This window comes from Streptomyces sp. NBC_01591 (assembly GCF_035918155.1).
In the GTDB taxonomy this organism is placed as follows: Bacteria; Actinomycetota; Actinomycetes; order Streptomycetales; family Streptomycetaceae; genus Streptomyces.
On the sequence record NZ_CP109327.1, the window covers coordinates 4,848,704 to 4,861,285 of the forward strand.

General features: G+C 69.3%; 15 protein-coding genes and 1 pseudogene. 10 read left to right on the forward strand and 6 right to left on the reverse strand.

All coding sequences use genetic code 11. The annotated features are described in order from the left end of the window. Nucleotides 1–59 precede the first annotated feature (59 nt). Nucleotides 60–983 carry a hypothetical protein gene (locus OG978_RS22620; RefSeq protein ID WP_326766956.1) on the reverse strand — a complete coding sequence of 308 codons (924 nt, stop codon included), beginning with the start codon at nt 981–983 and terminating at the stop codon, nt 60–62. Nucleotides 984–1,426: 443 nt separating this feature from the next. Between OG978_RS22620 and OG978_RS22625 the strand changes: the two genes are divergently transcribed. From OG978_RS22625 to OG978_RS22640, 4 genes are all read left to right on the forward strand, one after another. Then, nucleotides 1,427–1,891 (forward strand): RICIN domain-containing protein, encoded by a 465-nt coding sequence (locus OG978_RS22625; RefSeq protein WP_326766957.1) that lies wholly within the window; start codon nt 1,427–1,429, stop codon nt 1,889–1,891. Nucleotides 1,892–2,353: 462 nt separating this feature from the next. Then, nucleotides 2,354–2,560, forward strand: a complete 207-nt coding sequence (locus tag OG978_RS22630; RefSeq protein ID WP_326766958.1) for a hypothetical protein — start codon at nt 2,354–2,356, stop codon at nt 2,558–2,560. A 79-nt stretch (nt 2,561–2,639) separates the two neighbouring features. Next, on the forward strand, nt 2,640–3,308 hold the full coding sequence (locus OG978_RS22635) for an ABC transporter ATP-binding protein (protein WP_326770122.1): 669 nt from the start codon (nt 2,640–2,642) through the stop codon (nt 3,306–3,308). Continuing rightward, a complete protein-coding gene (locus tag OG978_RS22640; RefSeq protein WP_326766959.1) occupies nt 3,305–5,569 on the forward strand; it encodes an ABC transporter permease in 2,265 nt (754 codons plus the stop codon). The genes OG978_RS22635 and OG978_RS22640 overlap by 4 nt, the downstream gene beginning before the upstream one ends. Nucleotides 5,570–5,645: 76 nt before the next feature. Here OG978_RS22640 and OG978_RS22645 read toward each other — a convergent pair whose 3' ends face one another. Together OG978_RS22645 and OG978_RS22650 are read right to left on the reverse strand one after the other, a co-directional pair. Then, nucleotides 5,646–5,864: a ferredoxin gene (locus OG978_RS22645; protein WP_326766960.1), complete on the reverse strand. Its 219-nt coding sequence runs from the start codon at nt 5,862–5,864 to the stop codon at nt 5,646–5,648. Nucleotides 5,865–5,869: 5 nt separating this feature from the next. Beyond that, nucleotides 5,870–7,060: a cytochrome P450 gene (locus OG978_RS22650; protein ID WP_326766961.1), complete on the reverse strand. Its 1,191-nt coding sequence runs from the start codon at nt 7,058–7,060 to the stop codon at nt 5,870–5,872. A 112-nt stretch (nt 7,061–7,172) separates the two neighbouring features. Here OG978_RS22650 and OG978_RS22655 point away from each other — a divergent pair, with 112 nt between their 5' ends. Beyond that, a complete protein-coding gene (locus tag OG978_RS22655; RefSeq protein ID WP_326766962.1) occupies nt 7,173–7,757 on the forward strand; it encodes a TetR/AcrR family transcriptional regulator in 585 nt (194 codons plus the stop codon). Nucleotides 7,758–7,851: 94 nt separating this feature from the next. Here OG978_RS22655 and OG978_RS22660 read toward each other — a convergent pair whose 3' ends face one another. Further along, nucleotides 7,852–9,462: an adenosine deaminase family protein gene (locus tag OG978_RS22660; RefSeq protein WP_326766963.1), complete on the reverse strand. Its 1,611-nt coding sequence runs from the start codon at nt 9,460–9,462 to the stop codon at nt 7,852–7,854. 227 nt (nt 9,463–9,689) lie between these two features. On the opposite strand from OG978_RS22660, the gene OG978_RS22665 reads away from it, so the two are divergent. The 3 genes from OG978_RS22665 (at nt 9,690) to OG978_RS22675 (ending at nt 11,215) form a co-directional block, all read left to right on the forward strand. Beyond that, entirely contained in the window at nt 9,690–10,244 is a 555-nt protein-coding gene (locus OG978_RS22665; RefSeq protein ID WP_326766964.1) for a M23 family metallopeptidase, read from the forward strand. Between the two features lie 114 nt (nt 10,245–10,358). Beyond that, nucleotides 10,359–10,868, forward strand: a complete 510-nt coding sequence (locus OG978_RS22670) for a hypothetical protein (protein WP_326766965.1) — start codon at nt 10,359–10,361, stop codon at nt 10,866–10,868. Then, entirely contained in the window at nt 10,865–11,215 is a 351-nt protein-coding gene (locus OG978_RS22675; protein ID WP_326766966.1) for a transcriptional regulator, read from the forward strand. Before OG978_RS22670 ends, OG978_RS22675 begins: the two co-directional genes overlap by 4 nt. Here OG978_RS22675 and OG978_RS22680 read toward each other — a convergent pair. Together OG978_RS22680 and OG978_RS22685 are read right to left on the reverse strand one after the other, a co-directional pair. After that, nucleotides 11,202–11,291 (reverse strand): DUF397 domain-containing protein, encoded by a 90-nt coding sequence (locus OG978_RS22680; RefSeq protein WP_442817734.1) that lies wholly within the window; start codon nt 11,289–11,291, stop codon nt 11,202–11,204. The genes OG978_RS22675 and OG978_RS22680 overlap by 14 nt on opposite strands. 2 nt (nt 11,292–11,293) lie before the next feature. Continuing rightward, a pseudogene (locus OG978_RS22685) lies at nt 11,294–11,949 on the reverse strand (helix-turn-helix domain-containing protein); the annotation flags it as partial. 113 nt (nt 11,950–12,062) lie between these two features. Here OG978_RS22685 and OG978_RS22690 point away from each other — a divergent pair. Both OG978_RS22690 and OG978_RS22695 read left to right on the forward strand, forming a co-directional pair. Next, a complete protein-coding gene (locus OG978_RS22690) occupies nt 12,063–12,311 on the forward strand; it encodes a hypothetical protein (protein WP_326766968.1) in 249 nt (82 codons plus the stop codon). Beyond that, complete coding sequence (locus OG978_RS22695; protein WP_326766969.1) at nt 12,301–12,534, forward strand: hypothetical protein; 234 nt, start codon at nt 12,301–12,303, stop codon at nt 12,532–12,534. The genes OG978_RS22690 and OG978_RS22695 overlap by 11 nt, the downstream gene beginning before the upstream one ends. Nucleotides 12,535–12,582: the final 48 nt, after the last annotated feature.

Here is a 12,582-nt window from a genome sequence, read left to right on the forward strand (position 1 = left end):
TGATTACGATGCGCGCCAAGAGGAGCACGCAACGTAGTGGCCAGGGGAGGGGAAGCGGATCAAACCACTCCCAGGTGGGAGCCGGTTTTGGACACTTGGCGCGTTCTCGCGGACCGTCGGGCCAGCCCGGCCCGTACGTCGTTCATCCGGTTGCGTACGCCCTCCGCCGGTACGGCCCCGCTGGGCCTAGTAGGTACGGCGACCGCTTCGCCCCGGCACGGCCTGCACCGGCCGCCGATCAGGGCCTCCGCGCTGCCCGGTGAGCGGCATTCGCTGCATTCGAGGGTGCGCAACACCGTTCGCTGTTGCGCCGGAGTGACTCGTTCGGGTGGCATCTTGTCGGTGAGCCGCCGTTGGACGAGGGCCGCCGCGTGGTGAACGGGGGTGGGGAGCCCGTCGGTGAGCGCGTGCAGCAGCTCCGCTTCCGTGGCGCCGCGCTCGAACCAGTCGGTGACCTGCGGTTCGAGCGCCGTGCAGTCCGCCGCCGACAGCGTGAGCGTGGGTGCGGTACGGCCCAGCGCGGCGAGGAGCGCGAACGCGCGGGAGCGGGTAGGTCGTTGGGGCCGCTCGGGCGGTACGTCGCCCCGGGTGAAAGCCGCCCACCACTCGTCGTCCCGCGCGGTCCGGGAGAAGAACGTCCGGGTCACCCAGAGCAGCACCTCGTCGTTGGCGACGCACTCGCTGCCGCGCCGCAGGTGCCCGGCGTCCTGGAGCCGGTTGAGTGCGGTACGCAGCGCGCACTGCCCGTACGGGAGGACCTTGGCCAGCGTCTTCACGGAGATGTCGGCGCCCTCGGGCAGCCGGTCGATGTACGCGGCGATGGACGCCTCGCGGGCTGGGAGGTGAGTGAAAGCGCGTTCGGTACGCGGACGTTGATCGGAGGCCGAGCGCTTGCCGTAACCCGGATTGGCCATCGGGTGCGGGGGTGTGGGCAGGGATACGTGCGGTGCGCACGGGGCAGCACTAAGCTGGCTGTCAGCCATCAGATCGCTCCTCCTGAACGATCGAAGTGGTCAGGCCCCTGGTTTCGGTGTTCCAGCACCTGCAGGGGCCGTTCTGCGTTTTACGTTGTTCTGCATTCTTCGTTCTGTATTCGGCACGCTAGAGCGTCGCCACCATCCGTGGCAAGTCGGTCACGAGAAGTCAACTCGCCGCTCGGGGTGGGTGGGTGGGAAGTGGCCCACCTCCCATTCCTCGGAAAGAGCGCTCGGACTTCGCGGCTTGAGCTCCGGGTGGAACATCCCAGGTGGGAGGGGCGTGCGCAGTGATCCGAATGCGCCGGGTGCGCTCCGAATGCGCCGCCGCTGACGGGGTGGACCGGTGGGGCGCGACGCGGAAAACGGGAAAGGGGCGGCGGGCTCCTGTGATCTTGGGTGCCGGGCCGACTGGCCCATAATTCCCCCACTCAACTCGTACGAGGAGTCCCGTGCGTATCCGTTCGATCCTCTCTCTCGCCGTGTCCGCCGTCGCGGCCGTGGCGCTGGCCACCCCGGCCCAGGCCGCCGACGACGGCGCCTACCTCATCCGTGACTTGCGCAGCGGTCAGTGTCTCGCGGGCGGCGAAGGCCCGCTCGGGGGCCATGTCGAGCCGTGCAACCCCGGCACCGTGTGGGAGATCCGCAATCAGGGCGACGGCCAGGTCCGGATCGTCGACCCGCGAAGCGAGGACCGCTGCCTGGCGCTTTCGCCGGTCCGGATCTACCCGCCGGTGGTGTGGGTGGACCAGTGCGGCAACAGCCCCGACCAGTGGTCGATCCTGGGCCCGGACAACGGCGAGCCGGTTTCCATCGCCCTCGAACGGGGCGCGTTCGGCTACCTGACCACGGAGGGCAACCGCGTGGTCCTTCTCCCCGGCGACAGGCCCCAGTGGTCCCTGCAGCGGCTCGGCTAGTTCGCCGCACATTGCGTGACCGGGCCCGGGGCTTGAGCTCCGGGCCCGGTCACGTTTCTGCGGGCGTTGTTCCTGGCAGCGGCGGCTCGGAGTGTGGGGGAGCGCGGCGCCGTGCCGACTGTGCCTCGGAACCACTCGATGCGGTGAACATCACGGAGAGTGATGGTATCGTTGCGTGTGGTGCCGCTACGTTCTGTAATCACCGGCTGCCGTGGGGCGGTCCGGTGGGAAGTGAACGGGAGGCGCAGATGATGAAGTCGAAGTCAGTGGCGTGTGCGTTGCTCGCGGCCGGGTTGTTCTTCGGCGGGGCAGGGGCTGCGATGGCTGCCGGGTGGCAGAAGATTTCGGGCCTGGGCAGTACGGGCGTAGAGCTCTCCAGGGCGAAATACCGCTTCAATCCTGCGGGTCAAAATCACGGAGGATTCGAATGGTTGGGCGATCTAGTGGACGCCGATCCGGGCGATGGCCACAACGTGTACGTCCAAGTGCGGTGTCGAGGGGTACAGCTGGAATCGCTTCAACGGTAAGCAGAAGAAGGCAGTTCATCTCCACAAGACCGTCTATGACGGTGCGGCCCAGTACACCGGCCAAGCCTTCATCCGCGCATGCCGTGACCGCGGTTCGCTCCGTCCGGACAACTGCTCACCGACCAAGCACTACAAGAAGTAGCTACCGCCAGGATCCGGGCGGAAGCGCCTGGATCCGCTCTCCCGAGGGGGTTCAGATCAACCAGGTCAGTGGTTCGGAGATCCTGTCAGTAGAGGGCGTCGACCTTTCCTACGGCAGCACGCTCGCGGTCAGAGGTGCTCGGCTCTCCGTCAGTCGGGGCGAGGTCGTGGCGATCAGCGGGCAGAGCGGTTCAGGCAAGTCATCTCTGCTGTATTGCCTCGCGGGAGTTCTGCCGGCCAGTCGCGGGGTCATCCGCTTTGAGGGGCGTTCGCTGCGGGAGTTCGGGGACGAGGAACTGAGTGCGCTCCGGCGGGACCGATTCGGATTTGTCTTCCAGTACGGCGAGTTGCTGCCCGAGCTCACGGTCGAGGAAAACACGGCACTGCCGCTGCGGCTCGCCGGTCAACGCAAGGCGCAGGCACACGCGGCGGCCAGCGTAGTGCTCGGGCGGCTGGGCCTCGGCGACCTGCGCCAGAGAAGGCCCTCACAGGTGTCCGGCGGGCAGAGCCAACGAGTGGCTGTGGCACGTGCGTTGGTCCATCGGCCCGCCGTGGTCTTCGCCGATGAACCGACCGGTTCCCTGGACAGCGCGAACGCCACGGCAGTGCTGGAGGAGTTTCTGGAGCTCGCCCGATCGCAGGGAACGGCGGTGGTGCTCGTCACCCACGACCCTGCGGTGGCGGATCGGGCCGACAGTCGCTACACGATGACGGACGGCACCCTTACCGCAGCGCAGGTGGGGGTATGAGGGAACTCCTCCTGGGATTACGGCTGTTGCTGGGATCAGGGCGTGGCAACCGAACGCGCTTCTTACTGATGGTGCTGGGCGGATCGATCGGGGTGTGCTGCCTCGCGGCGGTCCTCACCATCCCGTCCATTCTTGACGCCCGGGACGGCCGGACCATGGGCCGGGAACCCCGGTTGGGCAAGGAGTCGGCGGGCGCAACGCTGGAGCTCACCCAGAATGATGCGTACGGATCACAACCTTTCCGCCGGGTCTTCTTGGCACGAGGCGAGCACGCCCCCGAGCCGCCGCCCGGCATTCTTGAAGTGCCTCGGCCCGGCGTTGTGTTCGTCTCGCCACGATTGCAGGAAGTCTTGGACCGGGAGCCGGGCCTGAGCGGTCTGCTGCCGGGAAAGGTGCACGGTCTGATCGGCCCCGAAGGCCTCGGGCACCCGAACGAACTCTTCGCGTACATCGGGATGCGCCCTGATCAGCTTCCCGAGGGAACGAGTGTTGCCGGGTTCGGGAAAAGATACGCCGACAGCCCGGCCGTCGAGCCGTCGACTCTCGACATCCTCCGCTTCACCCTGGCCGGCGTGGTGCTGCTGCCCCTGGCCGTCTTCCTCTCCGTGTGCGCCCGGCTCTCCGCGGCCACCAGGCTTCGTCGTCTCGCGGCACTGCGGTTGCTCGGTCTGAGCATCAAGGGCATTCAGCGGGTGAACGCCGCCGAGACGGTGGTTGCCGCCTTGCTCGGGGCGGTGCTCGGGCTCGCCGAGTACTGGGCCGTGAACCAGCTCGTCGCCCGCGTCGGGCTGCCTGGTCTGAAGTGGTACGTGGACGATGGCGCCCTCACGGCCACCACGATGGCCGTGTGCCTCATCGGCTGCCCGGTGCTGGCGTGGTTCGTGGGGAGAGCCGGGGCGGGGAGGGCGGCGGTGAATCCGTTGGCCACCCGGCGAAGTGCGGTGGCGAAACCGCCGCGGGCCTGGGGTGCGCTGCTACTGATCGCAGGCATGGGGATCGTTGCCGGGTACTGCGTGCTCGGTGTGCTGGACCGGCCGCCGCGAGACACATCAGTGTCTGCTGTCTTGGTGCCCGTCGCCGTTGTCCTGGTCGGTGGCGGCCTCGTGCTGACGCTTCCGATCCTCAGCCACCGGCTCTCACGGCGAGTGGCCGGCGTCACCGGCTCGTTGTCGCTCGGGCTGGCGATGCGCCGGAACGAGGTGGAGCCGGGGAGCGCGCTCAGGGTCGCCTCCGGGCTGGTGTTGCTGGTCTTCGCCGCCTCCCTCGCCCAAGGCGTGCTGGTCGAGTTGAACCAGGTGTCCCGTCCGAACACCGTCCAGCAGGACTACCGCATCCCGCTCGACAGTGTCGACGCAGCTGACGAGAATGCTTTGACACTCCTGCCCGGTGTGAAGGGAAGCGTTACCGAGCTGCGGTCCTGGTTCGACCCGAACGTGGATGAGCCCCCGCCGGAGATTTCCGCCACGGTGGCCACCTGCGCACAGCTCGCCGAGGTGGTGATCGACACCACGGGGTGCGTGGACGGACAGGTCATGCGGCTCACGCAGGTCGGCCTGCCGCCCGAGGCGGACCGGCCCGGCGAGGCGTACCCCTTCCGATTCCGGCAGGGCTCGCGGCAAAGGACCGTGACCTTCACCGTTCCGCACCAGGAGGTCCGTTTCCAAGCCCATGCGCTGTCGGCCGTGGGCTCGGCAATTTTGGTGCCCCCGTCGAAGTTGCCCAGGGGTGCCCGGCCGGACAGTTCCACACTCGTCCTGACAAGCAGTCCGGATCCGGCGGTCGTGCGTGAGGTGCTCGACGGTATCGGGGGTATCGCGCCCACCGCCGCCGTCGATCTGGTGGGGACGAACGTCGAGGGTATGCAGCAGATCGCGGTCGTCAAGGCGTTGCTCGGGGCAGGGATGGTGTTGGGGCTGGTGATCGGCGTCGCTGCCTACCTGGTGTCCGTGACCGACCGGGCCGTTGAACGCAGAGCTCAGGTCACCGCGCTCTCCTTGCTCGGCGCGCGCCCTCGGACGCTGCGTGCGGTGCAGTGCGCCCAGGTGGTTCTGCCGCTGATGGTCGGGCTCGTGCTCGCCCTGGTGACCGGGAAGCTCACCGAGTCCAGCTATCTGATCACTGGTGGCGGTGCGGTGTTCTGGGACGGGGAGGGCATTCCGTTGTTGCTGTTCTCGGCGTTGGGTGTGGTGGTGGTCGCGGCGGTGGGGGCGTTGCCGTTGGTGGGGCGGCGGGTGAACCCCGAGCTGATCAGACGGGACTGATCCGTGGTCCGGGGCCTGGTGTGCCGGAAGGGGCAGGAACAGCCTGTCCCTGTTCCGGCACACCGGGCAGGGCGGGTCAGTCGCGGCGGGGGCCGATGACGGTGTTGCCGTCGTGCACGGTGATCGCCAGGGCCGGGCAGATGTCGGCGGCATCCAGGATCAGTTCGTCCGGCTCGGCCCCGTCGGCCCGTGCGCGGGCGCGATCGCCGTCCAGGGCGAACACCTCGGGGACGGTCCCGGCACACATGCCCGACCCCTGGCAGAGCTGGGGGTCGACGCGTACGTTCCAGGTCATGGCGCTCACCACTCCACCGGCATGACGCGCGGGCCGCGCACCAGCATCTCGGACTTCCAGGTCACGTCACCGGCCAGGCGCAGGCCGGGGAGGCGGGTGATGAGGGCGGCCAGCGCCTCCTGGAGTTCCAGTCGGGCCAGCGGGGCGCCCAGGCAGTGGTGGACCCCGTGGCCGAATCCCAGGTGCTGGTTGCTCTCGCGGGCGATGTCGAGCACGCCCGGGGCGGCGAACCGCAGCGCGTCGCGATTGGCGGCGCCGACGGCGACCAGGACCGGGCTGCCGACCCGGACGAGGGTTCCGCCGACCTCGATGTCCTCGGTGGCGTAACGAGGCTGACCGGCGCCGCTGCCCAGCGGCACGAAGCGGAGCAGCTCCTCCACCGCGTTCGGGACGAGTTCGGGCTCGGCCCTGAGCCTGGCCAGCTGGTCCGGGTGGTCGAGGAGGGTGAGGACGAAGTTGGGGATCTGGGACGCGGTGGTCTCGTGGCCCGCGACCAGGATGCCCACGCAGAGATCGATGAGTTCGAGTTCCGAGAGCCGGTCGCCGCCGTCGCGGGCCTCGATGAGCGCCGTCATCAGGTCGTTCTGTGGTGACCGGCGGTGCTGGTCGATCAACCCGGCCATGTAGGCGCGCAGTTCCTCGCGGCTCGCGTCGAACTCCTCGGCGGTGAGGGAGCTGGTCGACAGTGCGTCGTCGCTCCACACGCGGAAGCGCGGCCGGTCCTCGGTGGGTACGCCCAGCATGCGGCAGATCACGGCGACCGGCAGCGGCAGCGCGAACAGGTCGACCAGGTCGGCGGGCGGCCCGGCCGTTTCCAGCTCGTCGAGGAGGCCGGCGGTCAGTTCCCGGACCTGGGGGCGCAGCTTCTCGACCTGGCGGACGGTGAACGCCTTGGCGACCAGGGAGCGCAGCCGGGTGTGGTCCGGCGGGTCCATGCCGAGGATGCCGCCGTCGCGCTGTCCTTCGGACTGCCGGGGCTCGTCGTGCGAGGCGGCCATGGCCCGGCTGAAGCGCTGGTCGCCCAGGACGAGCCGGGCATCGGTGTAACGGGTGACGAGCCAGGCCGGTTCGCCGTACGGCATCTGGACCCGTAAGAGGCCCGGCCGATCGCGGACGCGCTCGTAGGCCTCGGCGAGCTGGAGTCCGTCGGGGGTGTTGAAGGGGTAGGCGAGGGGTGCGACATCTGCTGTGGTCACTGCGGCCTCCCGGATGTAAGCAGCTGCTTACAACGGTAGGAGTGGCCCTCGCGGGCAGTCAACGACGCTTTAAGGCCGTTATCCTGACGGGCCGTCCGAGAGGAATGCCACCATGGAGCCCGGTTCCGTCCCGCCGTCCGAAGAGCGCCGCAGGGACGCCGCGGCCACCCGCCGCCGGCTGCTGGAGGCGGCCCGTGACCTGTTCGCGGAGCGGGGCTACGAGGGGGCGACGGTGCGGAGCATCGCGGCGCGCGCCGGGGTCAACCAGGCCCTGCTGTTCCGGTATTTCGGCTCGAAGCGGGGCCTGCTGACGGAGGTCGTCGCGCTGGGCGGGCTGGAGCAGTTGCGGGCGACGCCGCCCGAGGAGCTCTTCGAGACCGCCCTGCGTTCGATGCTGACCCGAAGCGCGGAGGGTACGGAGGACCGTTCCCTGGAGGTCTACCTGCGGTCGGTCGGGCGGGGCGACGAAGCGGCCGGAACCTTGCGGGAGCTGGGGGAGGAGTACCGGAACGCGCTGGCCGGGCTCTCCGGCGCTCCGGACAGCGAGCTGCGCGCGGACCTCGCCATGGCCTGGCTGCTGGGAATAGGCCTGATGCGAACGGTCGTTCCGCGGGAACCCCTGGCCGGTGCCGAACCGGACGAGGTCTGCCGCCTCGTGCTCGGCACGCTCAGCCATCTCTGGTCCGAGCCGCAGTAGGGAAAGGCGCCCGGGGCTCAAGCGTCGCCGGGCCCGGGACTTGAGCCCCGGGCCCGGCACAGAGGGCAGCGTGCCCTCAGCGGTTGTCGTGCTCTCAGCGGTTGTTGCGTTCGAAGGCAGCGAAGGCCGCCTCCTGACGCCACTCGGTCGCCGCCTTCGGGTTGTCCGCGAGGTAGCGGGCACAGCGCGCGCTCGGGCGGTCGGTGCCCGGCCGGTTGCCCAGGCAGGCGGAGACCGGGCGGTAGCCGGACGGGGCGGAACCGGCGGCCCACAGGCTGCGGCCGTCACGGAACGCGTACTCCAGCGAGGCGCGGGCCAGGTCCTTCAGCTCGACGTAGTTGAGGCCGTACGTCTTGGCCGCGTACTGGTACTCGTGGCTGATGTCGATCCGGGAGACGCCCGGGTCGTCGGTGGCCAGCACGATCGGGACACCGTAGCGGCGGTAGGCGTTGAACGGGTGGTCGTCGCCCGCGATGCCGAGGATCTGCTTGTTGCTGGAGAACGGCACCTCGACGGCCACCTTGCGCTGCGCCATCGTCCGGGCCAGCTGCCGCCAGTCGTCCTCGTGGACCAGGTCGACGCCGTGGCCGATGCGTTCGGCTCCGGCGACGAGTACGGCTTCGCGGATGTGGAAGGTCAGGTCCTCGGGCTTGACCAGGCCGGGGGCCAGCTCACCGGCGTGCAGGGTGAGGTGGGAGTCCGGGTACTGCCCGCGCAGGTACTTCAGCATCCGCATCTGGAGGCTGTAGTTGGCCAGCGAGCTCTCGCTGTCCTCGGGCTGTACGAGGTTGACCGCGACGAACCTCGGGTCGCGCTCGGCCAGTCGCATGCCGACCGCCATCTGCGTGAACACCCGTACCGGGGAACTGCCCCGGGACACCTGGGAGATCCACCTGACGGGGAGCTTGCAGCCCGGGTCGGGGCGGGCCGTGTCGCAGTGCGCGGCCGCCCGGAACTGCACATCGGTGTCGTCGGCCTCCTGGACCGCCTCGTCCACCACCCGGTCGAGCTGGCCGTCGGCCACGAGCTTGCGGTGGAGGGCGGCCAGGTCGGCGTCGTAACCCACCTTGTCGGCAAGCTTCCTGCCGCTGTCCGACGCGGGGGTGACCAGGGTCTCCAGGTAGAACTGGTTCTGCTCGACCACGGTGTTGGCCACGTTGGCGAGCATCTTGCCGCGGGCGTACCAGGTGGCCATGCCGAACTTGCCGAACGTGTCGAAGAAGTGGTCGTGCCCGGACTCGCCGGCCGGGAAGTCCTGCATGGACCAGGCCCGGACGATCCGCTGCCGGAACGCGGCGTCGCTCTGCGCGTCGATCGCGGGCCTCGTGCCCGGCCCGCACGGCGGCGCCACGGCCGTCGTCGTCGCGTCGATGCACAGCCCCTTCTCGCCCGCGAGCTCGATCAGATACTCGGTGGTGACCGCACCCGACAGGTGGTTGTGGAGGTCGCCACCCTTGGGCAGTGCCTTGAAGAAGTCCTTCAGCCGCTCCGGCCTGCCCTGCAACGAGGCGAGGTGGGCGGTGGTCCTGGCCTCGGCCGGGGTGACAAGGCGGGGCAGGGTATGAGCGGCGGGACGTGGCGCCGGGTCCTTGGCAGGAGCGGCAGCGGCCGGGATTGCCGGAAGCAGAGTCAGTACGGCGAGGGCGCCGAACCCGGCCGTGCGCAGGGACTTGGGACGGCGTGCCGTCCGAAATGTTGAGATCACCGCCGAATGATCGCGTTCGGAGAGGCCATTCCTCACCCAAACCGCATGTATGGCCCGAAAGCTCCACCCGTTCGAGCGATTTCCCGCCCTTCTTTTCCCGGTCCCGTGGGTGGACATCGTCCACGGGTGCGCACTGCTGGCAGCTGTGTGCCAACAACCTTGTCCTGTAGGGAAGTTGGGGCAACTGTGTTCGTGGTTTGGATCGGACACCCAATGGGAGGCGTGCAGTGCGCAACACCAGGAGAGTGCTCGGCCGTATCGCCGCAATGGCGGGCGCGGTACTGATGGTGGCAGGGGTCGGACTGGTGGGGGCCTCGCCCGCCGCGGCCGTCGACTACTACTACGAACTTCCCTATCCGGCGGGCGAGGCGTACATGGTCACCCAGGGGAACGGGGGCGGGTACTCGCATACCGACGCGTACAACCGTTACGCCTGGGACTTGGGGCTCCCGGCGAACTACGAGGTCTCCGCCGCGCAGGGCGGCACGGTCCTCGTCTCGGACTGGTCGCCGTACTGGCAGAACGGCATCGAGGTGATCATCCGCCACCCGAACGGCCAGTGCACCCACTACGCGCACCTCAACCGGGCGCTCTACAACACGGGTGACTGGGTCCCGCAGGGCCGGATCATCGGCTGGTCGGGCGCCACGGGTGCGGCGGCCGGGGCGCACCTGCACTTCCAGGTCATCGACTGCAACACCCGCGTGGGCATCCCGGCCGCCATCCAGGGGTGGGTGCCTCCCCAGGGGTCCTGGCCGGTGAGCGTCAACACGAGGGCCTGATCCCGGTGGCCGGCCGCGGCGGAGCGAAAGGAAAGTACTTTCCTTTCGGGAAAGTAGATGTCAGGATGAGGCGGTAGATCGTTCACGCAGTGATCAGCAGGTACGGGAGGCGCGATGGCGCAGCAGGAGAACACCCCGGGCGGAATGCACGTGGTGGACGCCGACCTCGCGGCCGAAGCTCTGCAGAGCGTCGACACGGTGAGGGAGCGGGCCCGTCTGACGGCCGGACTGACTCCCGCCTGGTACGGCCCCGCGGCGGCCGTGGCCCTGATCGTTCCCGCCCTCGTCGACGCCTGGGCCCAGGGGCGGGGCGGTTGGGCGGTGCTCCTGTCCCTGCTGATCGCGTTCGCGGGCCTGGCCGTACTGGTGGTGCTCGTCAACGTTGCCCGGCGACGGTCGGGCGTGATGGTGACACTGCCCTGGTCCGCGCGTCTGCGCCGGACCGGGGCTCCCCTCCTGGCCCTTCTCGCCGCGGGGGGTGCGACGTACGGACTGTGCCGGCAGTTCGGGGCCGATCAGGCGGTCAGCAAGATCGCGCTGTTCGCCGTCCTGGGGCTCGGCGTCTGGGCGGTGTTCGCCGCGCGGAACGCGACGATCAAGCAGAAGCTCCGGGCGACCGGATGACCGCCGCCTCCGCGCCGGGCGAGCCCGCGATCGACGCGGCGATCAACCACCCCACCCGGCTGGCGGTCGTCGCCTTCCTCTCGGCGTGCGACGAGGCCGAGTTCGCCATCGTGCGCAGTAGCTGCCAGGTGTCCGACTCGATGCTCAGCAAGATCGCCTCTGCCCTGGAGGGGATCGGATACCTCGCCATCCGCAAGGGTTACGTCGGCAAGCGCCCCCGGACCTGGCTCTCGCTCACCCCTGCCGGACAGCAAGCCCTGGCCCTGCACATCGCGGCACTCCAGGGCATCGCTGCCACGGCCCGGCAAGCGGGTGCGGAGGCGGGGGCAGAGGCTAGGCGTTCTTGAGGTCCGCGATGAACGACGTCCAGGCCGTGGCTCGGAAGACGAGCGTCGGGCCCTCGGTCACCTTGGAGTCGCGCACGGGGACAACGACATCAACTTCAGGCCGCCGCCCATGGCGGCGTGTGCGCCCTCGCTGAAGGGCAGTACTTGCACGATGACCCGGTGCTGGCGCATCAGCGACGCCAGGTGGTGCAGCGCCTCGGCCATCACCGCAGAGCTGCCTGCCCTTCGTCGCAGCACCGCCTCGTCCAGAACCGTCCACAATTGCGGCGTTGTTGGGTGCGCGAGGAGTTGGCCACGCTCCAGTCGCGCCGCCACCAGGTCGTCGATCTCCTCCTCCGGCGCGGTCGGCTGGTACGCGCGGAACACCGCCCTCGCGTACGCCTCCGTCTGCAACAGGCCGGGGATCAGCAGTGGCGCGTACTCCCTGATCGCCTTCGCGACGGCCTCCGCCTCGGCCGCTTCGGCGAAGTGATCCGGGTACTTCGACTTCTTCACGGCGGCGCAATTGCGGACGAAGAACCCGTCCGCCTTCAGGATCTCGTCCAGCTTCTGGGCCTGGTCCAACTGCATCCGGCGCGTACCGGATTCCAGCTGTCCGATGAAGGAGCCGCTCACGAACAGCAGGAGCCCCAACTCCTCCTGCGAGAAGCCCGCGCTTTCCCTTCGACGGCGGAGTTCGGCGCCGAGCAGGGCGCGTGGAGAGGAGAGGATTCGAATCTCTTGGGACCCGGCATGACAACTCCCTGTGACACATGTGCGGTTGTTGGTTCTGCGCCTCTTCCAGGTTGGCGACCGTTGGACACGCTGGGTATGCATTGTCATCACTCAGCGTGGAAAGGAATGGGTCATGACGATCAAGGAACGGCGCAGGGCGGCGGAGGGCAGAGTGCGGGCAGCGGAGGACGCGGTGGCGCGGTTGAAGGAGGGTTTCTCGGGTGTCGGGATCACGCTGCCGTCGTTGCGGATCGACCCGGTGTCATACGCGGGGAGCGACCCGGTGTCGCCGCTGGTCGACCTCGGCCGGTGCAACCTCGATACGGCGCTGCGGCTGAGCGTGGTGCTGGAGGCGCAGGGGCTGGCCGGTCATGGCGGGTGAGGGCCTTGAGCGGTGCGCGCCGGAGCCGGGGTCGTTCGCGGTGGACACCCGGGACGGGCGGGTCGGGCGCGTGATGGGGAGCGTCGGGCCGTACGTACAACTGCGGGCGCCGGGGGGTGGGGCGAAGTGGGAATGTCCGCCGGAGTCGGTGCGCCCGGCTCCGTTGGGGGAGGTGCTGCGGGCCCGGGTCCGGGAGGTCAACAGGGAGGGGAGGCTGCCTTGACGGCGTCGGGGCGCCGGGTGTGACTCGGCGGTGGACGTACGGAAGGGC

Bases quoted from the DNA above. Each gene is read 5' to 3' on its own strand.
- OG978_RS22620 (WP_326766956.1), bottom strand. From the start codon at position 983: ATGGCTGACAGCCAGCTTAGTGCTGCCCCGTGCGCACCGCACGTATCC.
- OG978_RS22630 (WP_326766958.1), top strand. From the start codon at position 2,354: ATGGCCACAACGTGTACGTCCAAGTGCGGTGTCGAGGGGTACAGCTGG.
- OG978_RS22640 (WP_326766959.1), top strand. From the start codon at position 3,305: ATGAGGGAACTCCTCCTGGGATTACGGCTGTTGCTGGGATCAGGGCGT.
- OG978_RS22645 (WP_326766960.1), bottom strand. From the start codon at position 5,864: ATGACCTGGAACGTACGCGTCGACCCCCAGCTCTGCCAGGGGTCGGGC.
- OG978_RS22655 (WP_326766962.1), top strand. From the start codon at position 7,173: ATGGAGCCCGGTTCCGTCCCGCCGTCCGAAGAGCGCCGCAGGGACGCC.
- OG978_RS22670 (WP_326766965.1), top strand. From the start codon at position 10,359: ATGGCGCAGCAGGAGAACACCCCGGGCGGAATGCACGTGGTGGACGCC.
- OG978_RS22675 (WP_326766966.1), top strand. From the start codon at position 10,865: ATGACCGCCGCCTCCGCGCCGGGCGAGCCCGCGATCGACGCGGCGATC.
- OG978_RS22690 (WP_326766968.1), top strand. From the start codon at position 12,063: ATGACGATCAAGGAACGGCGCAGGGCGGCGGAGGGCAGAGTGCGGGCA.
- OG978_RS22695 (WP_326766969.1), top strand. From the start codon at position 12,301: ATGGCGGGTGAGGGCCTTGAGCGGTGCGCGCCGGAGCCGGGGTCGTTC.